This is a genomic window from Clostridium budayi, from assembly GCF_055396605.1.
The window spans coordinates 763266-788146 of the sequence record NZ_AP042456.1 but is presented as its reverse complement, the minus strand read 5'-3'; the positions used below and the strand labels follow the sequence as shown (position 1 = coordinate 788146).

At 27.2% G+C, this 24881-nt stretch carries 26 protein-coding genes and 1 other annotated feature; of the genes, 3 read left to right on the top strand and 23 right to left on the bottom strand.

Annotated features, from left to right (window positions below; all coding sequences use genetic code 11):
* Nucleotides 1–19 precede the first annotated feature (19 nt).
* The 17 genes from ACZ5TJ_RS03615 to ACZ5TJ_RS03535 all read right to left on the bottom strand — a co-directional run bounded on the left by ACZ5TJ_RS03615 (nucleotide 20) and on the right by ACZ5TJ_RS03535 (nucleotide 14065).
* Nucleotides 20–718: an OmpA/MotB family protein gene (locus ACZ5TJ_RS03615; RefSeq protein ID WP_464201360.1), complete on the bottom strand. Its 699-nt coding sequence runs from the start codon at nucleotides 716–718 to the stop codon at nucleotides 20–22.
* A 14-nt stretch (nucleotides 719–732) separates the two neighbouring features.
* The gene (locus ACZ5TJ_RS03610; protein ID WP_464201359.1) at nucleotides 733–2151 is read right to left on the bottom strand and encodes a hypothetical protein; all 1419 of its coding nucleotides are present in this window, start codon (nucleotides 2149–2151) and stop codon (nucleotides 733–735) included.
* A 142-nt stretch (nucleotides 2152–2293) separates the two neighbouring features.
* On the bottom strand, nucleotides 2294–2425 hold the full coding sequence (locus ACZ5TJ_RS03605) for a hypothetical protein (protein WP_464201358.1): 132 nt from the start codon (nucleotides 2423–2425) through the stop codon (nucleotides 2294–2296).
* Nucleotides 2426–2456: 31 nt separating this feature from the next.
* A complete protein-coding gene (locus ACZ5TJ_RS03600) occupies nucleotides 2457–2660 on the bottom strand; it encodes a hypothetical protein (RefSeq protein ID WP_464201357.1) in 204 nt (67 codons plus the stop codon).
* Nucleotides 2661–2665: 5 nt separating this feature from the next.
* Nucleotides 2666–3700, bottom strand: a complete 1035-nt coding sequence (locus ACZ5TJ_RS03595; protein ID WP_464201356.1) for a hypothetical protein — start codon at nucleotides 3698–3700, stop codon at nucleotides 2666–2668.
* Between the two features lie 130 nt (nucleotides 3701–3830).
* Nucleotides 3831–4667, bottom strand: coding sequence for a MurR/RpiR family transcriptional regulator (locus tag ACZ5TJ_RS03590; protein WP_464201355.1), 837 nt, complete (start codon nucleotides 4665–4667; stop codon nucleotides 3831–3833).
* A 37-nt stretch (nucleotides 4668–4704) separates the two neighbouring features.
* The gene (locus tag ACZ5TJ_RS03585) at nucleotides 4705–5619 is read right to left on the bottom strand and encodes an N-acetylglucosamine kinase (RefSeq protein ID WP_464201354.1); all 915 of its coding nucleotides are present in this window, start codon (nucleotides 5617–5619) and stop codon (nucleotides 4705–4707) included.
* 11 nt (nucleotides 5620–5630) lie between these two features.
* On the bottom strand, nucleotides 5631–6767 hold the full coding sequence (locus ACZ5TJ_RS03580) for an exo-beta-N-acetylmuramidase NamZ family protein (protein WP_464201353.1): 1137 nt from the start codon (nucleotides 6765–6767) through the stop codon (nucleotides 5631–5633).
* Between the two features lie 68 nt (nucleotides 6768–6835).
* Complete coding sequence (locus ACZ5TJ_RS03575) at nucleotides 6836–8113, bottom strand: PTS sugar transporter subunit IIC (protein WP_464201352.1); 1278 nt, start codon at nucleotides 8111–8113, stop codon at nucleotides 6836–6838.
* 28 nt (nucleotides 8114–8141) lie between these two features.
* Nucleotides 8142–8453 (bottom strand): PTS sugar transporter subunit IIB, encoded by a 312-nt coding sequence (locus ACZ5TJ_RS03570; RefSeq protein WP_464201350.1) that lies wholly within the window; start codon nucleotides 8451–8453, stop codon nucleotides 8142–8144.
* Between the two features lie 24 nt (nucleotides 8454–8477).
* Nucleotides 8478–8747, bottom strand: coding sequence for an acylphosphatase (locus tag ACZ5TJ_RS03565; RefSeq protein WP_464201349.1), 270 nt, complete (start codon nucleotides 8745–8747; stop codon nucleotides 8478–8480).
* A 14-nt stretch (nucleotides 8748–8761) separates the two neighbouring features.
* A complete protein-coding gene (locus ACZ5TJ_RS03560) occupies nucleotides 8762–9091 on the bottom strand; it encodes a hypothetical protein (protein WP_464201347.1) in 330 nt (109 codons plus the stop codon).
* On the bottom strand, nucleotides 9088–9423 hold the full coding sequence (locus ACZ5TJ_RS03555) for a PTS lactose/cellobiose transporter subunit IIA (protein WP_464201345.1): 336 nt from the start codon (nucleotides 9421–9423) through the stop codon (nucleotides 9088–9090). Before ACZ5TJ_RS03555 ends, ACZ5TJ_RS03560 begins: the two co-directional genes overlap by 4 nt.
* A 17-nt stretch (nucleotides 9424–9440) precedes the next feature.
* Nucleotides 9441–10751, bottom strand: a complete 1311-nt coding sequence (locus ACZ5TJ_RS03550; protein ID WP_464201343.1) for a 6-phospho-beta-glucosidase — start codon at nucleotides 10749–10751, stop codon at nucleotides 9441–9443.
* Nucleotides 10752–10766: 15 nt separating this feature from the next.
* On the bottom strand, nucleotides 10767–11669 hold the full coding sequence (murQ, locus tag ACZ5TJ_RS03545; RefSeq protein WP_464201342.1) for an N-acetylmuramic acid 6-phosphate etherase: 903 nt from the start codon (nucleotides 11667–11669) through the stop codon (nucleotides 10767–10769).
* Nucleotides 11670–11943: 274 nt separating this feature from the next.
* Nucleotides 11944–13098 (bottom strand): C40 family peptidase, encoded by a 1155-nt coding sequence (locus ACZ5TJ_RS03540; protein WP_464201341.1) that lies wholly within the window; start codon nucleotides 13096–13098, stop codon nucleotides 11944–11946.
* Nucleotides 13099–13426: 328 nt separating this feature from the next.
* The gene (locus tag ACZ5TJ_RS03535; protein ID WP_464201339.1) at nucleotides 13427–14065 is read right to left on the bottom strand and encodes a YitT family protein; all 639 of its coding nucleotides are present in this window, start codon (nucleotides 14063–14065) and stop codon (nucleotides 13427–13429) included.
* Between the two features lie 247 nt (nucleotides 14066–14312).
* Nucleotides 14313–14530: a binding site (T-box leader), on the top strand.
* A gap of 105 nt (nucleotides 14531–14635) precedes the next feature.
* On the opposite strand from ACZ5TJ_RS03535, the gene leuS reads away from it, so the two are divergent.
* Nucleotides 14636–17083: a leucine--tRNA ligase gene (gene leuS / locus ACZ5TJ_RS03530; protein WP_464201338.1), complete on the top strand. Its 2448-nt coding sequence runs from the start codon at nucleotides 14636–14638 to the stop codon at nucleotides 17081–17083.
* Between the two features lie 183 nt (nucleotides 17084–17266).
* On the opposite strand, the gene ACZ5TJ_RS03525 is transcribed toward leuS, so the two are convergent.
* Together ACZ5TJ_RS03525 and ACZ5TJ_RS03520 are read right to left on the bottom strand one after the other, a co-directional pair.
* Nucleotides 17267–17494, bottom strand: a complete 228-nt coding sequence (locus ACZ5TJ_RS03525) for a hypothetical protein (protein WP_464201336.1) — start codon at nucleotides 17492–17494, stop codon at nucleotides 17267–17269.
* Nucleotides 17495–17744: 250 nt separating this feature from the next.
* Nucleotides 17745–18485, bottom strand: a complete 741-nt coding sequence (locus ACZ5TJ_RS03520; RefSeq protein WP_464201334.1) for an rRNA adenine N-6-methyltransferase family protein — start codon at nucleotides 18483–18485, stop codon at nucleotides 17745–17747.
* 246 nt (nucleotides 18486–18731) lie between these two features.
* Here ACZ5TJ_RS03520 and ACZ5TJ_RS03515 point away from each other — a divergent pair, with 246 nt between their 5' ends.
* Together ACZ5TJ_RS03515 and ACZ5TJ_RS03510 are read left to right on the top strand one after the other, a co-directional pair.
* Nucleotides 18732–19061: a HesB-like protein gene (locus tag ACZ5TJ_RS03515; protein WP_464201333.1), complete on the top strand. Its 330-nt coding sequence runs from the start codon at nucleotides 18732–18734 to the stop codon at nucleotides 19059–19061.
* 554 nt (nucleotides 19062–19615) lie between these two features.
* Complete coding sequence (locus ACZ5TJ_RS03510) at nucleotides 19616–20779, top strand: dicarboxylate/amino acid:cation symporter (RefSeq protein ID WP_464201331.1); 1164 nt, start codon at nucleotides 19616–19618, stop codon at nucleotides 20777–20779.
* Between the two features lie 49 nt (nucleotides 20780–20828).
* Here ACZ5TJ_RS03510 and ACZ5TJ_RS03505 read toward each other — a convergent pair whose 3' ends face one another.
* From ACZ5TJ_RS03505 to ACZ5TJ_RS03490, 4 genes are all read right to left on the bottom strand, one after another.
* Nucleotides 20829–21506, bottom strand: coding sequence for a hypothetical protein (locus tag ACZ5TJ_RS03505; RefSeq protein ID WP_464201330.1), 678 nt, complete (start codon nucleotides 21504–21506; stop codon nucleotides 20829–20831).
* Nucleotides 21507–21625: 119 nt separating this feature from the next.
* Entirely contained in the window at nucleotides 21626–22966 is a 1341-nt protein-coding gene (locus ACZ5TJ_RS03500; protein WP_464201329.1) for a vWA domain-containing protein, read from the bottom strand.
* Between the two features lie 24 nt (nucleotides 22967–22990).
* Complete coding sequence (locus ACZ5TJ_RS03495) at nucleotides 22991–24070, bottom strand: AAA family ATPase (protein ID WP_464201328.1); 1080 nt, start codon at nucleotides 24068–24070, stop codon at nucleotides 22991–22993.
* 16 nt (nucleotides 24071–24086) lie between these two features.
* Nucleotides 24087–24863 carry a hypothetical protein gene (locus ACZ5TJ_RS03490; RefSeq protein ID WP_464201326.1) on the bottom strand — a complete coding sequence of 259 codons (777 nt, stop codon included), beginning with the start codon at nucleotides 24861–24863 and terminating at the stop codon, nucleotides 24087–24089.
* Between the last annotated feature and the right edge of the window lie 18 nt (nucleotides 24864–24881).

The window sequence follows — 24881 nt, the reverse complement described above, 5'->3', positions numbered from 1 at the left end:
TAAGTTACCCTCCTCCCCTCTATTTATTAATTTTTGACTTTATAGCCTCTTCTAAATCTTTATTTGAAAATGTCATCTTTATTTCTATTTTTCTTTGATCTTTCGTCTCTTCCATATCAGTTTTAGTATATTCTTTTCTATCTCTATCTTTTTTGTTTTTATTAGTCTCAAACTCTGACATTCCTGAAGCTTTAAATTTTCCTCCATAACTGTTCTCAAGTTCACTATCCTTTGGCATCATAGCATTTAAGAAACTCATAGCTCTTTCTGTTGACAATTTTCTATTTGATATAGTATCTCCTGCATAATCAGTATGACCTACAATTTCTATATATTCTATTTCATCTCGTATTTCTTCTTCATTTAAAAGCGATAAAAAAATATTATTAAGCTTTTTGGCAAGATCATCACCATCTTTTTTTAAAATCCACTTATCTGTATCAAAAAATGTCTCTGTACTAATAACCATCTTTCCTTCATTTCTATCAAAGTGCATAATATTTTTATCAACATTATTCTTATCTAAATTATCTTGAATTGAGTTATATATTTTCTCCCTCTTTTCTGAAATATTATCCACAAATTGTGATGATATAGCCATAGATATTAACATTATAAAGAAGAATATCAAAACTGCAGCTGTCATTATATCTACAAAAGAAGGCCAATAAGATGCATCACTCTCTTTAAGTCTATATCTTCTACTTCTAAGCTTCATATAAACCTTCCCTCCTAATTTTCATAAGCTTCAATAATTAATTCGTTTGTTGCCTTTACAAGTTCTCCAACAATTCTTGTATTATTACTTAAGCTTTCAGTTGCTTCCTCTATTCCTTTAATTGGAGTATTTAATTTACTTGCCATTTGTTCTGATATATTATTAAGTTCTTCTTTTAAAACCTTTAATATAACATCACCTATACCTTCTCTTAAGTTTTCAATATTTGTTACAAAGTCATTTATTCCATCTTCAAAGCCTTCATATCCTTCTTTTAAACTTCTTACTTGTTCTGAAACTCTATTATTACTTTCCTTAATTACAGCCTCTATCCCCTCAGAACTTCTTATAAGCTCCTTATATCCAAGCTCTAATCCTTCTTTATATCCACTAACTTCTTTATTCATAAGCTCTATAGCTTCCTTTTGTTCCCCCATACTTACATCTAAGTTATTTATAACCTCTGATAATATGTCAATTTTATCTGAAAGCTTATTAACTGATGTATTCATAACAAACTCTAATTTTTCTGTTGTTATATCAAATTCATCAATCGCACCTTTAAAGCTATCAATAGGCTCTTTAAAGTTATCTACAGATTTATTTAATGATTCAATAACTAGTTGCAAGTCCTTAGTATAGTTTGATAGTACCTTTGCTGACTCTGTCATATCTACAGTATTTTTATTTATGTTTGATACAAGCTCATCTATTCCTTCTTTAAATAAAGCTCTCATATCTTTCGCTAAAGTAATCATTGAAGTTGATATAGTATCATTAAACCTTTCAAATTGTGTTACAAAACTAAATGCATGTTCACTATATAAAGTATTATCTAAATAATCTTCAAATTCATCATAAAAATCATCCTTTTCTCGCTTTGCACTTTGTATAAGTAAATTTAATATAACTGAACTTATTACCCCGAATATACTAGTCCAAAATGCACTTGACATACCTTGAAGTGGAAGTATCATATTTTTTAAAAATACATCCATAGTTTTTACACCAGATTCTAATACTCCATTTGAACCTTGTATTGATAAAGTTAATCCTAAAAATGTTCCAAGAAGTCCAAGTGCTATAGAGAAAGATGGAAGAAGGTTTAAGACCTTCTCATTTACAGGTATACTTCTTGTAACATACTTTGATATTAATGCCTCTGTATTAATATTTTCAGTTCCCCTACTTGCACTCTTTTTAAATTGATTAACTATATTTATTAAAGACTTTTCTCTAAAACTTTTTTCTAAACTTTCATTATCTATAACTTCTCCATTTTCAACTTCATCTCTTAAATCTTTATATCCTTTTTTTAATTTAACACTCATAAAACTTCCATATGATAAAATACAAATAATAATAGCAATAATTATAAATCCTAGTAATCCTTGTCCTCTAAACGAACTTAAAAGTTCTAAAATTCCACTCAAAATTGCATACCTCCTAAAAATTTAATATTACTGTATTATTATTATTTAACCTTACGAATTATTCTTTTTTATAAATTTATAAGTATATAAAAAATAGAATAACCTTATAAAAATCTTTACAAAGTTATTCTACCTATAAACTCTACTTGTCCTCTTTTTTATTATTATCATCTCTTTTATTTATACAGTCCTTTATTAAATCTATAATTAAAGGTTTTGTTTTTATATACACAAAATCATCATATTCTTTATTTATAATTTTAAGCTTAAGCAAAATAAGGCACCACCTTAATATCTCTACAATATTATTCTACGTATAAAGTATTAATTTGACTCTTTATTTTGCCATATATATCATTATTATTTATTGTTTCTTTCTTTTTCCCCTTTTTTATTACATTTAATATAGTAGATCTAATTAGTATATTATCACTACTTATATTACTTTCATTATCTCCTGAATTTAAATTACTATATTTATTTCCAAGATTTATTTTCGCTTTTGCCATACTAATTAATCATTCCTTTCCCCTACATTAAAGCTTTTATTTAATCTTTCTAATTCTTTTTCAAGCAAATAACTCTTTATTGAATTTTCTGCATATAAAGAAAGAGAAAATACTATATTGCCAAGTGAACTTAAAGTTTCATCAATATTATTAAAATTAAGTATTATTACAACATTAGTTTCGATTAATTTCATAGATACTGGTATAAAAATATATCGCTCAAATTGTACTATTTTATCATGAATTATATCTTCAAAAATATTAGTCTTTGAAAGTGCTGACGTATCAATATCATTAATTATATTTTTTAAGCCTTCAAAATTATTCTTATATTCAATTCTTATATTTACACATACTCCTGTATCTTCGAATAAATAATTTATTATTTCTTTATAAAAGTCAAAAAATACATTTATATCTACTTCACTTCTAATAGTAATATCTTCAAATGTAATTTCTATTATCTCATCTAAATTTTGATATAACGCCACGTTATTTGCATATACATAATTTAAAGTATCTGTTATATAAGTAAGACCCTTTACTATATTTTTTTCAAATTCAACTTCTAATGTATTTTTACTTATGCTAAAACTTTTAACACTTTTAGTTAGTATTGTTATTATTAAAATATTAAAGATAACAAATATAATAAAATAAAGAATAAAAGCAAAGGTACTCTTTGGCATAAAGCTTGGACCTTTTTCAATTGATGACACTATATATTCTTCGTTTAAATTATAATAATATAAAAATAATGCAAAGTCTGCACTTATAAATACGTATTTTGCTCTTATAATATAATGGCTCCATTTTTTTAAATAGTCATAAAATAATAGGTATATTGTTGATATAATAAAAAATATAATCCAAATCTTAACTAATATTTCTTCCCTACTATTTATATATACTCCTCTATTTATAAAGATGTTACAGTTAAACCCAAGTATAAAAACTATTATATTAATTACAACAAATATTATTAGTGATCTTTTTTTCCTGTTTAAAAAATCCATAAATATTCTTATCTTTTCAACCATATTCTTATCATCCTATAAATTTAATATTTACTATATTTTTATTAATTAAAACTTTAATATATGACAAACATTAAATTATATAAGAAAAACCTAGAGATTAATTTATAGTTAACCTCTAGGTTTAATATTTTTATTTTATTTTTTCTATTATTCTTCTAGTACCAGTAATATAATCTTTTGTTTTTGGTATATCATTCTTAACAATCCCTAGATATAGAATATCAATCAATGTTAAAGCTGACATTCTTGAAGCTATTGCACCAAGTCTAAGTTCTTTCTCCTGATTTGGTATATAAAGTGTCATATCTGAAATTTTTGATAATGTACTATTATTATATCTTGTTATAGCAATTACTTTTGCTCCATTATTTTTTGCTTCATTCATAGCAATATTACTTTCTTTAGTTTCACCACTATAACTTATTCCTATTGCAACATCATCACTTCCTATATGAGATGCAATAGCAAGTTGTATATGCGAATCATTATTATATATTACATCTTTTTTTATTCTAAGCAATTTATATTGAAAATCTAATGCAATAAGCCCTGATGCCCCTATTCCATAAATATATATTTTTTTAGCATTTGCTATAGTATTTATAGCCTCTTCAATTACACCCATATTTATAAGCTTATACGTCTGTTCTAATGTATTAATATTAGACTTTATTGCTTTCTTTATCATAGTTTTTGTATCATCATCTTCACTAATCATTTCACTAAAGTCTACTATTTCTTCTTCATTGTCTTTTGCAAGTTCAACCTTTAAAGCAGTAAAACCTTTAAAGCCTATTTTTTTTGCAAATCTCACAACTCCAGCTGCTGATACAGATACTTTTTCTGCAAGTTCTTGTGCTGATAAGTTTATTACTTCATTTTTATTTGAAAGAATATACTTTCCTATCTTCTTTTCGCTCTCTGTAAATCCTTCCATCCCCTGCTTTATAATATATAAACAACTCATTTTTTGACTCCTAATTCATTTTATAAACATTAATTTATTATAACATATTATTATAAGTTTTTAATGCAAGCAGCGCTGCGCCTATATCAGCTGTATATTTTGGAGAAACTAATACACACTTCTTATCCACTAAATGTTTTAATGGATCTAAAATAAATTTTCCTGATTTAAAAACTCCACCAATATATGATAATTTTATATTATTACTTTTAAAATCCTTTATTAGAATATTTACTAAATCAGAAAGCTCTTTTGCTGCTAGATTAAATATATTTATTGCATTTATATCTTCAAGTTTTGCAGCCTCAAAGCATAGCTTTGAAAATTTAGCTATTTCTAATCTGTCACACTTTATCTCTTCATTAATATATTTAATTAAATTATAATCATTTGAAAGTGATAAATTTTTCTTAATTATATCATATATATGTGTTTTATCTAATCTTCCATCAGCTTCTTTAGAGAATATCTCAATTACTTTTTTTCCTATCCAATAAGCTGATCCTTCATCTCCAATTGAATATCCCCAACCTCCGCATCTTTTAAATTCATTACCTATTTTAGACAAAGCAATAGAGCCTGTACCTGAAACTATTACTATACCATCATCTCCATTTAACGCACCTGAAATAGCTATTTCAACATCATTTCTTATAATATAATTAAAATCTTTAAATACTTTTTTTATTATATTTTGAAGCTTCTCTCTATCCTCTCTTATGTTGCCATAACCAGCAAGTCCAATGCATACTCCACCTATTTGATATTTACTTAAATTACTTTTATTAAGTACTTCGTTCAATCCATCTCTTAAAACTCTCTCTACTCCATTTAGTCCAACTTGTTTAAAATGAGATGTACCTTTTTTAATGGACTGAATAACCTCTACATTTTCATTTATTATTGTAAATTGTGTTTTAGTGCCACCGCCATCTATTCCTAAATAATACATAAATTCATCTCCTAATATAGTCTATATTTAGCTATTAATTTCTCAAATTCATTTTCATCTTGTTTGTATTTCTTAAATACTTCTACTAATGATTTCTTAAATATATAATCACATCCTGTTAAATGTTTAAAAAAATCATATTTGAATTCATTTGAGTTTATATGAACTTTAAATTTACTAGGATATAACTCTTTAATTTTATATAAAATAGTTATCGCTATTCTAACTGGAGAAAATTTAGTATAATCTTTAATATGAATTTGAACTCCACTGCATAATTTATTCTTATATTTCGAGAATTTTGGTATAAAATATACCGTTCTAAAATGAACTCCTAATTCACCAATTTTATTTAATTCATTAGCTAAATCATTGCAATTAATCCATGGTGCTCCTATCATTTCAAAAGGTTTAGTTGTTCCTCTTCCTTCTGATACATTTGTTCCTTCAAATAAACAGGTTCCACCATATATTAATGCTGAGTCAAGTGTTGGTATATTAGGAGATGGTGGTATCCACGGTAAATCTGTATCATTTATTTTTATTCCTCTTTTCCAGCCTGTTATTTTTATTATTTCAAGATCACAATTTATATTTTCACTAGAATTAATATACAAAGCTAATTCACCTACAGTTAACCCATATATATTAGGTATCGGTAACATTCCTACAAAAGAAGAATATTTTCTTTCTAATATATTTCCCTCTATAAAAGCTCCTCCTAATGGATTTATTCTATCTAAAATTACAAATTTAATATTATTTTTGCTACAAGCTTTCATACATAAATACATAGTATATATATATGTATAATATCTTATCCCTAAGTCCTGTATATCATAAATAAGAACATCTATCTTCTTAAGTTCTTCTTCAGTTGGTGACTTTTTGCTCCCATAAAGACTTATTACAGGTTTATTCGTAATATTATCAATATAATCTTCTATATTATCTCCAGCTTGATACTCTCCTCTTAAACCATGCTCTGGTGAAAATAAAATTTTTAAATCATATAATTTATTAACTATATCTATAGTAGAAACGTAGTTTTTATCTACTCCTGTTACATTCGTTACTAATCCGATTCTCTTGTTCTTAAATAGATAGTCATATTCCTTAATATTATCTATTCCATTCTTTACATTCATTTTAATAACTGTATTCCCCCTTTATTTTAAATAAGGAACTAGAATTATCTAGCTCCTTAATATAACTTCTAATTTTCTCCTTCTTCTGAAAGAAGTTTTTTCTCATATGCCTTAAAAAATGGATAATAAATAATAACATATATTGCGAAATTAATTATTACCAATATTATGGCTTTCCAATCATTTGTTGCCAAAAATGCTTTGATTGGTGCTGGCAAAGTCCACGGAGCCATTACAGATACCTTTGCTACAAGGCCCCAAGACATAGCAAAATATGTTATACAAGTTGTAATTATTGGGCCTACTATAAAAGGTATTGCTAATATTGGATTTACTGCAATAGGAGCTCCATACATAATAGGCTCGCTAATATTAAATAACCCTGGAATTATTGAGAATTTTCCTACTTCTTTTAAATATGCCGATTTTGAACTTAATAATAGTATACATAAAGCTAATGTACCTCCTGTACCACCTATCCATAAAAATACATCTAGGAATCCTTCTACACCTATATTTTTAGCTTGTTCTCCAGCTGCAACAGCTGCCATATTTTGATCCATAAGCACTAACCAAATTGGTCTAACTATTGAACCTATAACAGAATCTCCACTAATACCTGTTGTCCATAATAAACACATTAAAATTACTGGAATTAATATTCCAATTAAACTATTACCCGCTATACCCATTAAAGGTTCAAATAATTTCATTAAGAAAGCATTTACATCAAATCCTAATAAAACCCTAACAATCCACACTAATACAATAATAAATAGTCCTGGAATTAAAGCTTCAAAAGATCTAGCAACTGAAGGTGGTACTTGTTCTGGCATTTTAATAGTTAAATTTCTCTTCTTACAAAACCTAAGAATCTCAACTGCAATAAGCATACATATAATAGCTACAAACATTCCTGAACCACCTAAGTACTCCATAGGTAAAGCCCATCCTAATTCTTCTCCTGATACAGCATCTAATACTGTTTTAGGAACATTCATTAAGATAAATGCAGCCATAGTTAATACTCCACCACTAACCCCATCTAACTTATAAGATTTTGCTAATGCATATCCCATACCATAAGACGCATATAAAGCCATTAAACTTACTGTAATTCTAAATGGTATTAAAAACACTCCAGCTTTTGGCGTAATCCACTCTCTCCATGCAGGTATTGGGAAGTTATAAATAACTAAAAACATACAACCTATTAATATTAAAGGCATTGTAGATATAATTCCATCTCTTATAGCTCTTAACTGTTTAACCTCGGATACCTTAGTTAATGGTGGTGTAATTTTTTCATCAAAAAACTTCATAAATTTATCCATAAATTTATTCATATTAATTCCCCCCTTTTTTATATTTTAATTATTCAATATATTTTTTTAATATATCTTCAATAATTTTTGGTGCACCTAATGGTGTATATGCATTTAAAGGAATTTGCTCTACTGGAAGACCAATCTTATCCCCTTCCTCTTTAAAATATGGAAATCTATGTTTTACTTGTGGTGCAATTATTACAACTTCCGGCTCAAAATTTGAAACGTTTTCAAGAAACTCAGGTGTACCACATGCCATTATTTCAATTGGCAATCCTTGTTTATCTGCCTCTTTTTTTATAGAATTTACAACTATTGTTGAAGAAAATCCTCCTGAACAAACCATTAATACTCTCATAAATAATTCCTCCTTAAATATATATTACTTTATTGAAAAAATTTTTTCGTCTTTAATAATATCAATCTCTTTAGATTCTATATTGGCTACTTCAAAAAAGCCATTTCCTACTTTAAGTTTTTCTTTTAATTTAGAAATATTTTCTCTTTCTCCTTGAGCTTCTATTAATATAGTCCCTTCTAATCCTCTTTTTGCATAACCAGTTAATTTAAGAGCTGAGGCTTTCATTTGAGCAAAATATCTTATTCCACCTTCACTAACATTTCCACTTATAATTAATTTTTCTCTAATCATAATATTACCTCCCCTTATAATTTCTTTTTAACTGTTCTTTTTGCAAGCCATGTGTAATCAAACATAGTTTTCATACTGTATTTTTCAACTTTAATTCTTGATGTTTCAAAAAACATCATAATTAAAAAGAAAAATATTAGTAAAAATATTCTGTTTAAAATTTTAGGAATATTATCAAAGAATAAATTTGGTAAAATCATAATTAAAAATCCGGAAAATCCATAAATCCATCTATTAATTAAAATATTTTTCTTTTTATACATATAATTAGTTAATTTAATTGGAAGCATTGCTGCTATAACTACAACTACTATATAAATACTTATAATTAATAATCCTTTCATCTAGTTTCCTCCAACTTTTTTTCTAAATTATGAATGGTATCATACATTTCTATCATCTTTTTTACTAAATATTGTTCTGACATTGTAGTCATAAATTGATCTTGTGCATGTACCATTAAAAGAGAGACATTAATTCCTTCTGATGTTATATCTTCTTGAATAAGCTTAGTTTGAATATTATGAGCTTTTGTTAAATACTGTTCAGCAATTTTTTCAAACTCTTTTGATTTTTCATTATTATTTACTCTAGCTTCTTCTAATGAATTAAAAATGTTAGCTCTAGCCTCACCAGTATTAGAGATAAGTTCAAATATTTCATTTTCAAATTTCATCGTTCTACTCCTTATATTTAAAATTGTGGTAAATAATCTTTATTTATTTCTAGTAATTCTTCTAATAATTTCTTTGAAATATCAATTGATGGGATTAATGGATTATTTACTAATGCTATGAGTGCTTTTTCTCTATCTCCTTTTACTGCTGCATCTACAGCTGGAATCTCATAAGATTTAACTGAATATATTAATCCAATTGCTTCCTGTGCTAATGGACTCTTTAATGTAAGTGGAGTAGCTCCAGTATTATCTATTATTGCATTAGTTTCTATTACACAATTACTTGGAAGTTCTTTAATTACTCCATTATTCAATATATTAACTGTGTGTATTTCCTTTTTATTGTTATATATTGCACTTATCAAAGAAACTGCTGCATCTGAATAATATGCTCCACCTCTTTTATCAAGTTCTTTAGGTTTTGTATCAATAGACTCGTCTTTATAAATTTCAAACAGATTCTTTTCTACTTTCTTTACTACCTCAGCTCTAGTTCCATTTCCGTTTTCACTTGCTGCTTCCTTTTCTTCATTTACCATATCAGCAGTCATTAAATAATATCTATGGTATGGTGATGGTATCATTCCTATTGCTTTTAAATAATCCCTATCCCAGTCTATTGCCGGTATATTTTTCATTGATAAACTTTCAAAGTCTGTCATTTCATTTATTAAATCTTTTGTTATATTCTTCCCATTTAGCCATATACTCTTAGCCCATACTAAATGATTTAATCCTACATATTCTACAAATAAATCTTCTGGTTTAACTCCAAGTACATCTGCAAATGTCATCTTCATATGTATTGGAACATTGCATAAACCCAAACATTTTACATTTGTATATTTATTTATTGCTTCTGTAACCATTCCTGATGGATTTGTAAAATTAATTAACCATGCATTTGGACATACCTCTTCAATATCTTTACATATATCAAGTATTACTGGTATTGTTCTAAGTGCTTTAGCAAATCCTCCTGGTCCACATGTTTCTTGTCCAATAACATTATACTTTAATGGAAACCTTTCATCTCTTGCTCTGGCTTCTAATCCACCTACTCTAAATTGAGTTACAACAAAATCTGCATCCTTTAATGCTTCTTTTCTATCAAAAGAAACTGAAATTTTTGTATCTAACTTTGCTTTTTTAATCATTCTTTCCGCAAGCTTTGATACTATTGTTACCTTCTCCCTTCCTTCTTCAATGTCAACTAGTACTATTTCTCTCACAGGTAATTCACTTTTTCTCTTTATAAATCCATTAATAAGTTCTGGAGTATAACTACTTCCTCCTCCAATTACGGTTATTTTTAAACTATTCATAAAATCTCCTCCATTTTAAATAGAATCTATGGCCTTTGAAATTCTCCCTTCATTTTTTTCTAATATTTCTATAGCATCATTCTTTTCCAGTCCAGAAAGAATCATAAAAATTGCCAGTTTAACGTTTTCAGATGCTTTATAAAAAAATTTCTCTGCAGTCTCTCTTTCACAACCTGTAGACTCCATTATTATTAACTTAGCTCTCTCAACTAATTTATTATTTGTAGGTTTTAAATCAACCATAAAATTTCCATAAACCTTACCACATTTTATCATAACTCCAGTTGATATCATATTTAAAACCATTTTTTGAGCAGTCCCTGCTTTCATTCTAGTTGAGCCAGTTATAACTTCTGGACCTGTAACTACTTCTATTGATATGTTTGATTCCTTAGAAATTTTTCCATTTTTAACACAACATAAAGATATTGTTTTTGCACCAACTTCTTTTGCATATTCAAGTGCACCTATAACATAAGGAGTTCTACCAGATGCTGCAATTCCAATTAAGACATCTTTCTTATTAAATCCTATAGCTTTTAAATCATCTACTGCAAATTTTTTTGAATCCTCGGCCCCCTCTTTCGCTTTAAATATTGCATCTTTCCCACCTGCTATTATTCCTTGTACTAAATCAAAATTAATTCCATAAGTTGGTGGACATTCTGCCGCATCTAATATTCCAAGCCTTCCAGAAGTTCCAGCCCCTATATAAATGAGCCTTCCTCCAAGCTTTATTTGTTCATATACCAAGTCAATAGCACTTGCAATATACTCTAATTCCTTTTCTACTATAAATGCAACTTTTTTATCCTCATTATTTATTAATTTTACTACTTCTATTGTTGGTAGCTTGTCTATACTTTCAGTATCATAATTTCTTTTCTCAGTGTCTAATTTTATTAAATTCACCTGCATATTAATATCTCATCTCCCTTCATTGAAATATTTTTTCATTTAAATGCTTTTTAAAAAGAAATTTAATTTCAATCACAATTACATTATAACATCCTGCGAATTTTTTACAATGATTTTTTAAAACAAATTTTCATCATTTTTTTATTTATAAGAAATTTAATTTCATACTATTATATATTTAAATATAATTAAATTTATTACTAAATTTTAAAAAAATATAATAAAACCTCCTAAGTATAACTTAGAAGGTTTTATACTAAAATTTATATTTAATTTACTTTATAACTCTTCTTGCATATCCAATCTTATTCCAAGGTACATTTGAAATTCTTACTGTCTTACCTGTACTTGGTGATTCTATCCATTGTCCATTTCCAATATACATACCAATATGTCCTTTATTAGAATAAACTAATAAATCTCCTGGTTTTGCGCTATTTACACTTACTCCATAACCAGCATTTACTTGATCATAAGTAGTTCTACCTATGTTAATTCCACCTTGATTAAATCCCCATTGCATAAGCCCTGAACAATCAAAACCTGTTGATGGTGATGAACCCCCATAAACATATGGTTTACCTATTTGAGATTTCATAGCGCTTAATATTCTATCATATTTAGAAGTTACTTGATTATTAGATGTAGAATTATTGCCTTGTGTTCTTTCTACATAATCGGAGCTTACATAACCTAAAGAACCCCTATAATCTACATAATACCAATTCCCATTTTTACTTTTTATACTTACTTGTGAATTATACGGAATTGTTGTTATTATTCCTGCACTTGTTGATGCACTTTTTCTTAAGTTTAATCCACTTCTTGCTGTAATTTTTCCATATCCATTTATTTGAGTGTTTGAATTTTGTGAATTAGAAGATCCACTTGATCCCATTTGTATGTAATCACTACTTACATAGCCAACTGCCCCTCTATACTCTACATAATACCAATTTCCACTCTTACTTTTTATATTAACTTGTGAATTATATGAAATTGTTGTTATTATCCCAGCACTTGTTGATACACTTTTTCTTAAATTTAATCCACTTCTTGCTATTACTTTTCCTGTTCCATTTACTGAACTACTAGAATTATTATTAGAACTATTTCCTGAAATTATATTAATATAACTATCACTTACATAGCCATAAGTTCCATTATACTCAATATAATACCAGCTTCCACTTTTACTCTTTATATTAACTTGTCCACTATATGGAATTGTTTTAAGAATTTGTGAGCTTGTACTTGCACTCTTTCTAATATTTAATCCACTTACTGCTGTTACTTTTCCTACAGATGATACACTTCTCTCTGCTTTAATTTGAGTTGCATTAGCGGTTACATTGTGCGGCGCAATTATAACTGCAGAACATAATATAGTTGCTAAAGCTAATATTTTACTTATTTTTTTTCTTATCATATTAAATAAATCTCCTATTTTGTTTCTTTTGTATTTTAAAAATAAAGTATAATCTTTATTTTTCTTAATTGCTATTTATTAACAATGTTTAATATTTATTAACATTTTATATTAATATAATCTCACTTTCAAACTTTTGGACTAAATTCCATTGATATTTTTTATATTTTTATAATAATACAATACTTTTTTTAATACTTAAGCAAAAAAAATAAGCTTAATACAATATTTTAATTGTATTAAGCTTAAAAATTTAATTATTAAATCTTTCTTAAGTATAAAATATTAACTTCTAAAAACTACTCTTTAAACCTTTAATTTACTTTATTTAAGCATATTCACCTTCAATTTCTTCATCATTATTTGATGATTTACCACTATATTCATATATAACTTCTATAAGCTTTCCGCTTATCATAACAGCTAGTATAGAAAATATAATTTGATTGAATCTTAAATATACTAATGACATAATTAAAACTACGGCATCTGTTAAAAAGTACACGTGGTTAACTTTTAGCTTAGTAAATTTAGATGTTACTAAAGCTATAACATCATCTCCACCAGATGCTCCCCCTGCTCTTAAAACTAATCCTACACCAACACCTACAAAAATCCCTGCAAATATACTTCCTATTAACATATGGTCTTTTAAATCTGGTACTAAAAATCCTATAGTTTCAAAAACTCTATATGAAGCAGAAAAAGATATTGTTGCAAAAATAGAACATAATAAAAATTTCTTTCCAAAGAATTTTGCTCCAAGGGCAAAAAGTGAAAAATCTATCAGAATATTTGTTATAGATGGTGAAATATCAAAAACATTTTTGACTAATAATATTAATCCTAATACTCCCCCTTCAGTTACTCCATTTTGATAATTAAAGTTATAACTTCCAAAGGCTAATATCCCTGAGCCTACTATTATAAGTAGGATACTTCTCAAGTTTTTCCTAAATGATACCAAAATATCACTCTCCTAAGTTTAATAAACACTTTCTTCTATTATATTGCTTTATACATTTAGTAGCAAACAGCCTATTTCACTGAATTCATGATTATTCTATCGTAATATGCATTAAAGGTAATGCTTCTCCTTTAACTTCTAATCTCCTAATTACTTATAATATTTCCTACATGATTTGATATAATGATACTTGACTTTTTAAAGTGCTGTAGGATATAATTTTAAACAAATGATTAAAAATAAATATATTATTGCTATGATTAGGAGTAGTACTATACACTTGTAATTTTAGAGAGCTGCTATTTTGGTGCAAAGCAGTATTACAAATATAGGAACTTGTCTATAAGCTTACTTGAGATAATAATCAAGTACGGTTTTAACCGTTAAATTATTGAGTGAGAAAATTTCATAATTTGAGATTTCCTAACAAGAGTGGTAACGCGGAAGTATCCTTTCGTCTCTTATATTTAAGAGATGGAAGGTTTTTTTATTTCAAAAAATGTCTATACTATCCATTAAATACTTAGTAATGATTTATTTACACAATTAATTTATAGGAGGAATTATACCATGGGAAACTACGGAACTGCCATAGATAAAAAGTGGCAAGAAAAATGGGAAAAAGAAGAACTTTATAAGTTTGACCCAAGCAAATTAGATAAAAAACTTTATGTACTTGAAATGTTCTCTTATCCATCAGGAAGTCAGCTACATGCTGGACATTGGTTCAACTACGGACCAGTTGATACTTGGGCAAGACTTAAGAGAATGAAAGGCTATAATGTATTCCAACCAATGGGCTTTGATGCTTTCGGATTACCAGCTGAAAACTATGCTATTAAAACAGGAGTTCATCCACAAGACTCAACTGAAAAAAATATAGTTAAAATGGAAGAACAATTAAAAGCTATGGGTGCAATGTTTAACTGGGAAAATGAAGTTGTAACATGCAGACCTGATTACTATAAATGGACTCAATGGTTATTCTTAAAATTATATGAAAAAGGATTAGCTTACAGAAAGAAAGCTCCTGTTAACTGGTGTCCATCATGTAATACAGTTTTAGCTAACGAACAAGTTGTTGATGGATTATGTGAAAGATGTGATTCTGAAGTAACTAAGAAAGATTTAACTCAATGGTTCTTAAAGATTACAGATTATGCTGATGAACTACTTGAAAAATTAGATGGACTTAACTGGCCAGAAAAAACTGTATCAATGCAAAAACACTGGATTGGTAAATCAACTGGTGCTGAAGTTACATTCAAAGTTAAAGATCATGATTTAACATTTGATGTATTCACAACAAGAGTTGATACTTTATGTGGAGTTTCATACGTTGTTTTAGCTCCTGAAAATAAATTAGTTGATGAAATAGTAACTCCAGAAAATAAAGCTGCAATTGAAGCTTACAAAGAAGAAACTGCTAAACAATCTGAAATAGAAAGACAATCAATTTCTAAAGAAAAAACAGGAGTATTTACTGGAGCTTATGCTATAAATCCTATAAACGGAAAAGAAGTTCCTATCTGGGCTTCAGACTATGTTCTTGCAAGCTATGGAACTGGTGCTGTAATGGCAGTTCCAGCTCACGATGAAAGAGACTTTGCATTTGCTACAAAGTTCAATCTTCCAATAAACAGAGTTATAGCTCCTAAAGATGGATCAGAAACTGAACTTCCATACTGCGAACATGGAATACTTGTTAATTCAGGAGAATTTGATGGATTAACTACAAAGGAAGCTAAAGTTAAAATCGTTGAAAAATTAGCAGAAACTAAGGAAGGTAGCCAAAAGGTTAACTACAGATTAAGAGACTGGCTTGTATCAAGACAAAGATACTGGGGTGCCCCAATTCCAATGATCTATTGTGAAAAATGTGGAACTGTTCCAGTACCAGAAAAAGACCTTCCAGTAAAATTACCATATGATGTTGAATTTGCACCAGACGGTAAATCACCACTAGCTAAGTGCGAAGAGTTCGTTAACACTACTTGCCCATGCTGTGGCGGAAAGGCTAAGAGAGAAGTTGATACTTTAGATACATTTGTTTGTTCATCATGGTATTATTTAAGATACCCAGACAACAAAAATACTGAAGCTCCATTTAATAAAGAACTTATAGATAAAATGCTTCCAGTTGATATGTATGTTGGAGGACCTGAACATGCTTGTATGCACCTTCTATATGCAAGATTTATAACTAAAGCACTTAGAGATATGGGTTACTTAAACTTTGATGAACCATTTACTTCATTAGTTCACCAAGGATTAATCTTAGGACCAGATGGACTTAAGATGAGTAAATCAAAAGGTAATACAATTTCACCTGATGATTACATTAACGAATATGGTTCTGATGTATTTAGAATGTACTTAATGTTTGGATTTGCTTACACTGAAGGTGGAGCTTGGAGTGATGATGGAATTAAATCTGTTGGTAGATTTGTAGATAGAATTGAAAGAAATCTTGAAATTGCAAGAGAAGCTATAAATTCAGGCAATTCAAAAACTACTATAGATAAAGCTGAAAAAGAACTTAACTTCTGGCTTAACACTGCAATTAAAGGTGTTAGTGAAGATGGAGAAAAGATGCAATTTAATACTGCAATTGCAAGAATGATGGAATTTATAAATGCTCTATCAAAATACAATAAAGAAGAAGTTAAAAATACTTCATTCTTAAAAGAAGTATGTGAAAGCTTTATAAAAATACTTGCACCATTTGCACCTCACTTCTCTGAAGAACAATGGAGCTTATTTGGAAATACTACTTCAGTATTTAACGAATCATTCCCAGAATTCGATCCTAAAGCTTTAGTTAAAGACGAAGTTGAAATAGCTATTCAAGTTAATGGTAAGATAAAAGCTAAAATTAATGTTGCATCTGACCTTGATGAAGAAGGTATTAAAGCTGCTGCTTTAGCTGATGAAAATATAATTAAAAATACTGAAGGTAAGAATATAGTAAAAGTTATTGTTATCAAAGGAAGACTTGTTAATATAGTTGTTAAATAAGAAATTTTTAGAGTACTCTTTTTATAGAGTACTCTTTTTTATAAAAAAATTAAGGCAACATTTCTTATTAAACATAATTCTAATAATAAAATATTGCCCTATCTCTTAATATTTAATTTTAAATACATTACTTAAACAACCTTCCAAACTTGGTTATTTTTTTAACTATTTCCTTGAAAATTTTTATCTATTAATTTCTACTCTTTTAAATATTGCTTCTTGTATTGGTGATTCGTAATCAAAACTCCATTTTTCTAAAGAATATCTTTCACCATCTACAATGATGTCTTCTGAATTATCCACAATACATTCATAGCCATCCGCACCTAATTTTTCACACACAGCATTACAAAAACCTTTAGTATTAAAATATCTCTTTTCTAATTGAATTTTTAATTTATCTTTATCCATAATATTCATCTCCTCTTATAATTATTATATCATAACTTTTCATTTTTGTTAAATAATTAACTAGTAAATTTTTAGTAAAGGTTTTCTCCACATTTATTATTCTCTACACTTTTATAATAATTATGTTGTATGTTTAAATATTTATATAAAAATAAAAAGCAATACTTTTTATTAATATTGCTTCTTTAAATTGTTTATTATTTTATTTAAGTCTTATTTTTAAGTAAATATTCTACTAAATAATATAAAATTATTCTAATACAACTTTAAATTTTTGAAGAATATCACTTACTAATTTTTCATCTAACTTTTCATAATATTTTAAGTATCCTGACTCTTGAAGTGATGCAAAGGCTTTTTTACTAAGTTCCATCCAAATTTCAGGTATATATACCCAAACTATTTCTTCATATCTAGAGCTTAATAAGAAATGTTCCACTCCCCAGAATGTATAATCTTCAATTTTATGAAGTTTATTAAATATAACATAATCTGAAACAACTTTATCAGTTAATTTATACTCATAAATATCAACAAAAAAATAATCAAAAGTTTCACTTTTAGCTTTATAAGCATCTCCTTTAATTATCTTTATTTTTTTATTTTCTCCAAAGTTTTCTTTATATAAATTAATTATATCCTCTTCTATTTCATAAACAATTATTTCTTTAACTTCATCTCTTTTTGCCATTTCTTGAACAGTATATCCAAGTCCAAGACCTACAACTCCAACCTTTCCATAAGCTTGCTTAATAATACCATAAGTACTTTGTACTTCTTTTGGTGAAATTCTCATCCAATATTTATCTTTACCTTCTAAATCAGGCATATTTATATTAAACTCTTCATTTTTCTTATACATATAACCTTCTGTTATTTTATCTTTATTATATGTTTTAAATATTTCGTGATTACCAATTATATTTGAATTTATTTTTTCATCATATTCTTTAATTTTATTTAATACAAAATTTTTGTCATATGGTTTCACTTAAAACCATCCTTTCTTTATTTAGTAGTATCATCCCTTTTATTATATTACCCTTTTATTTATAATGTATTTTTTATAATTTGTAAAATTATTTAAATAAAATTTTCTTTATATATACATTCTCTTTATTTTCCAATATTCCTTTAAATTTTTTTATTATACATAATTTTTTCAATTCTGACTGGTTTACTTTGAATTACATTGTGATATAATATGAGTATAAAATAAATTAGGATAGGTGATTTTATGAAGAACTTAACAATAAGCGAAGAAGCTTACAAAGAATTTAAAGAATTCTTAGACGAAAACAAAGTAGAAAATTATAATATAAGAATCAACTTAGCTGGAATGGCTTGTAGCGGTCCTGTTTTTAACATAACAATTGAAGATGCTACTGATGATGATGTAGTTGAAACAGTTAATGAAATAAACTTCATTATAGGAAAGAACTTAATTGATGAATTCGGTGGATTCATTATCCTTTCATCAGCTGAAAATAACGGAAACGGATTAAGCTTAAAACCTGTTATCGCTCCAGAAGGTGGATGCGGATCATGTGGTGGCGGATGTCACTAATCTTATAATTATTAAATAAAATATATTTATTATAATAATTTATTGAAAAGACCTAGAAATTATATTATTTCTAGGCCTTTTTTATTCAATACTTTTCCTATAAAGAAAAATTTATCAACTCCTACTTGACTTTATAAAAATTTTTTCATATAATCAAATTACAGAATTCGTATCAAATTAGTAAGAATTGAATTATATTTTAAAAGCAGTGATTAGAAAAGTATGATAATTTTAACTTATACAGAGAATAGTCTTTATAAGCTGAAAGAGACTTTAAGGGAATTTATCAATTGAGTGCATCTATGAGCTCTTTTTTCGAAATTTTTTTAAAGTAGATTAAAGCGTGAACGCACGTTACAGCGTTATGATATATTTGTATCTGATAATTAAAGTTTTATGCATTATTATATATTGCATATAAACAGAGTGGAACCGTGGAAGTATACTTCTGCCTCTGTAATATAGAGGCAGAAGTTTTTTTTATAACTTTTATCACTATTTTAAATGCTTATAAATAAAATTTATATAAATAACTAAAAAAGGAGGACTTTATTTTGAAAAAATTATTTAACAATCTAATTTTCAAACTACTTATCGGGGTAGTAATTGGTATTATAATTGGTGATTATGCTTCTGAATCAGTTATAGGCGTAGTCATTACTATAAAATATGTTCTTGGTCAGATAATATTCTTTGCTGTGCCATTAATAATATTAGGATTTATTGCTCCATCCATTACAAAGCTTAAGGGAAATGCTAGTAAACTTTTGGGGTATGCAGTTTTAATTGCTTACTTATCTTCAGTGTTTGCTGCCCTTTTATCTATGGTAGCTGGTTATAACATAATTCCAAACCTTTCTATAGATGCAAGTGCTGCAACTTTAAGACAACTTCCTGAATTATTATTTAAGCTTGACATACCACCTATTATGAGTGTTATGAGTGCACTTGCACTTGCTTTACTTTTAGGACTATCAACTGCTTGGTCAAAAGCAGATTTATTTGAAAAATTACTAGATCAGTTCCAAAATATTGTTTTAAATATTGTAAATAAAGTAATTATTCCTATATTACCTTTCTTTATTGCAACAAACTTTGCTGCATTATCTTATGAAGGTGGACTTAAGACTCAATTGCCAGTTTTCTTTAAAGTAATACTTATAGTTCTAGTAGGACACTTTATTTGGCTTACAGTTCTTTATATTATTGGTGGAATAATTTCTAAAGAAAACCCATGGGAAGTAGTTAAATATTATGGACCTGCATATCTTACAGCTGTTGGAACAATGTCTAGCGCTGCTACTTTACCAGTAGCTTTAGAATGTGCAAGAAAATCTAAAGCACTTAGAAAGGATATTGTAGACTTTGCTGTACCACTTTGTGCTAATATCCATTTATGTGGTTCAGTCCTTACTGAAGTATTCTTTATAATGACTGTATCTCAAATACTTTATGGAAAACTTCCAAGCATTGGAACAATGATACTATTCATATTACTACTTGGAATATTTGCAATAGGTGCACCTGGAGTTCCTGGGGGTACTGTTATGGCATCCCTTGGATTAATAATAAGTGTACTAGCATTTGATGAAGCTGGTACTGCACTTATCTTAACTATATTTGCTCTTCAAGATAGCTTTGGAACAGCATGTAACGTTACAGGTGACGGTGCTATTACTCTTATGCTTACAGGTATAGCCAAAAAGAAAAACTTATAAAAAAATAAAGGTCTACAAAATAATTTAAATCATTTTGTAGACCTCTATTTTAATATATTGCCTTTGTTACTTTAACTTCTTTTATAAAATCATAATCAATGTATTTACTACTAGTTTTATCTATTTCTCTTAAAATATCTATCCAGTATTTATTATCTATAACTTTTTTCTCTTTATCACTGCTATTTCCATTTCCTAATCTGCTTTCATCAACTGATTTAAATATTTTATCCATATTAATAGCTAACGATTTCATAACTTCAAAATCTTCTAAATCTTTTCCTTTAACTACTAAATCATCACTATCTGTGCTCATTATATTAATTAAAGTATTTCCTAAATAGCTCTCTATTCTTGAGTATATATCATTTTCTATAACTTTACTTGTATCTATTTCTTTATTTATAAATATTCCTCTGTCAGTTTCATTATAAAAATTATAATCATCCCAAAGTTTTATTATACAATCTGCCATATCACTATAATTATTATATAAATTTAATAATTCTCCATTATTAATTTTTAATGTATCTATTGTCTTATTTATTATCTCAATATTCTTTTCATTTTTAATTTTTATAGTTTCAATATTTTTATAAGAATTAACCCCAATTCTATGACTGTATTGTTTATTTTTTAAACAAAGTATAATATTTACAGACAAACTTATCAGTAATATAATTACAACTGAAATAAAATACTTTTTATTTTTAAACCCATTTTGCATACCTTTTCCCCCTTATAATAAGTATTTTAACATAAAGGTTACAAATTTACTACAAAACGAATATTTTTAACAATTTGTGAATTTAAGTGATTTTAATTTAACAATATGAAACATTTAACTTATCTAGCCCAATCGTGAATTACTCCTCTAATCATTTCAAGAGCAGCAGATCCACCTTCACCTTTATCTGTCTTTCCATCTATTCTTTTTATAATCCCGAATTTTTCTCTTAATGACAAGTCATCTTCACCTGTTAATACCCATATCACATTTCTTACTGTAGGCTTTACTGTAAGTTCTTTTTCACCTACACCATCTGTAAAATAAACTAGAACTCTATCAGATAACCTATTTTCTCTTATATATTCAAATACAGGTGAAAATTTAGTTGCTCCATTTTTCTTACTTCTTTCCTTAATATCTCTAGGAGTTTTTATATCATATACATTACTTATATTATCATCACATTCAATAATTTTAATTTTATTTGCTCTATCTCTTGTTATTGCAAGTATTTCAATTAAAGTCTTATGGAATTCTGAGTCACTCATACTTGCACTAATATCAATTGCTACTATAATTTCTGGAATAGCATCTCTAAGTCTTCCTCTCATATCCATTCTATTAGGTTGTCTTCTATCTCTTCTTACAACAGTCTTTTTATAACCACTTTTTACAGTTGGAAGTAATCTTTTTAATACATTTTGCCAATCAACTTGTTCTTTTTCATTATATTCTTTTATAATATCTAAAATTAATTTTGGAGCATCTCCCTTAATTGAACTAATAGCTGTCTTTTTTGTAAGATCATTTACTCTATCTTTATCTAAATTAATATTTTCCCAAATATCGTGGGCACTTAAATTATCATATTCTCTTTTTACTTTATCACTATCTTTAACTTTCTTTTTGCTTGTTCTTTTTTTGATAGCTTTATCAATTTCTTTTGCATAATATTCAATTGGCATGTCTTCTTTAAGAGATAAATTATATTCCATAGAAACATTATTAATTCTCATACATTCCATAGGTAAATGCTTAATGAATTGATTTATGGATATATCCATAGCAATATTTACAGCTTCTTTGCTATATGAGTTTTTAAGTTCTTTTTCTCTTTCATAATGATTAAACATTATATGATATATTTCATGTTTAAAAAGTGCTCCCATTTCCCTTTTTGAACTATTTAAAAATAATATTGGATTAAAGAACATTTTAAATCCATTAACTTTTATAATTGTACCTAAAGGATAAGTTATATCTAGCTTTATTTCTCTATCTATCTTAAGCATAAAATTCCCAAAGAAGCTATCTTCTGTTTCAATTTGATTTATTATAACTGATTCTACTAAATTGAAAAATTCTCTAGAAAATTTTGAAGAAATATCTTCTTCACTATTAAATTTTAATGCTTCTTTTAATAAAAGTTGTCTCTTTTCATCAAAGCTTACTCCCATAACATATCCCTCCTTTTATAATATCTACTCATATATCATAAAGAATGCTTCTAAAAACTCATCTTTATCTAGAAGTCTATTATATAATTTTTGGCTATACTCACCTTTAATTTCTTTCATAATTCCAAGTCTTAAATCTCTTGGGTAATATTTTAAAAGTTCACTAAATACATTTAGTTCATAACTAAATTCTTTTAAAGATTCTAAATAATTTAATGATGCTTTAGCTAAAATATATAATCTTGAATTATTTTCATTTTCTATTCTTTCTCTTAAAGCACTATTTATAACTTCATTTTTAAATAATTCATCTACCTTAATCATAGGTTTTTTCTTATTTTTTATAAAACTTATAAAATCATTTGATATACTAACTCCTAAGTTACCTTTTACAACACTTAAAAATACTTCAAAAGAATATTTTTCTTTATTATTCTTATATATTTTATAAGCTTTAGATACCCTCTCATAACTTCTTGGAGTTCCTTTAATACTTTCTCTTGAATTTGGAGTATTAAGATATTCTGGAAAGATTCCTATAAATTCAATGATATCTTCATCAATATGTCCATCTGTCATTGCCCATTTAATCCATTCTTTAACATCAGCCTCCATATTAAGCCATACGAATCTATCTTCTTGAGCCTGGTCCATATCAACAACTGCATATTCACTATCTCTATAGTCTTCATACTTATTAGATGGATTCATAGCAGCAACTATCTTTACATTGTCATCTATATTAAAGCCATTAATTTCTCTATTTAATATAAGATTCATAAGCTCTTGTTGAACAGCATGCTCACATCTATTAAGCTCATCAATAAATAATAGTACCTTCTCTCCTCTTTTTGAGCATTCTTCAATTTGAGAAAGTTTTACATGAGTTGCATATAAAGTTCTACCATTTACTACTGTTGGAAGTCCTCCAATTTCTCCTTCTTTTAAAAGATTTGCATCTATTGTAATAAGAACATAATTACTTTTTCTTGAAAGTTCTTTAACTAATGCAGTTTTACCTATTCCACTCTCCCCTATAATTAAAGGAACATCATTAGATTCTATAACTAATTCTACTGCACTTAAAACATCTGAATATTTCATAATATATTATTCCTCCCTAAAGCTTACAATCTACTAAAAGCTTCTTAGTTTCTTTATCTCCATACTCTTTAATAAATGAGATTTTATCCATTTCTAATATTTCTAAATCTAAGAAGTCCATCATATATTCTCTAGTCATATCACCTTCATTTAATTTCTCAATTAATACTTCTACAACAAGCTCTGGATCTATACTCTCATAAATATATTTAACTACATTAATATTGTCTTTTATAAAAAGTTTCATTTCTTCATAGTCATAACTTGATATATAATTTATAGCTTCTTCGTCCTCACTTACAGCTAATCTCTTAACTTCTAAACTTGGATTTTCTATAAATTTTATAGCTCCCCAATAATTTGATACAGCTATCTTTTGAACTTCTACACTTGGATCTTTTATATATTTAATTGAATCATAATCATTTGATACAGCTAATTTATTTAATTCTTCTTCTTGATTTTCTACATACTGTATAGCCCATCCCTTTGATTCTATTGCACTTTTTATAACATTTTTACTTGGATTTTTTATAAACTTTAATGAATTCCATAATATTTTTACAGCTAAAAGAGCAACTTCTTCATCTAAATTTTCAATATATTCTACTGATAATGGATCATTTTTTACTGCTATTTTTTGAAGCTCTACTGAAGGATCTTTTATAAATTTTATTGTCATTCCATTTTTCTTTATAGCTTCTAGTTTCATTTTCTCTGTTGGATTTTCTATTTCTCCAATTTTAATTGGATTTTGTCTTATCATTTTTATAATATTTTCTTCGTCCACCATTTATAAAAACACCTCATA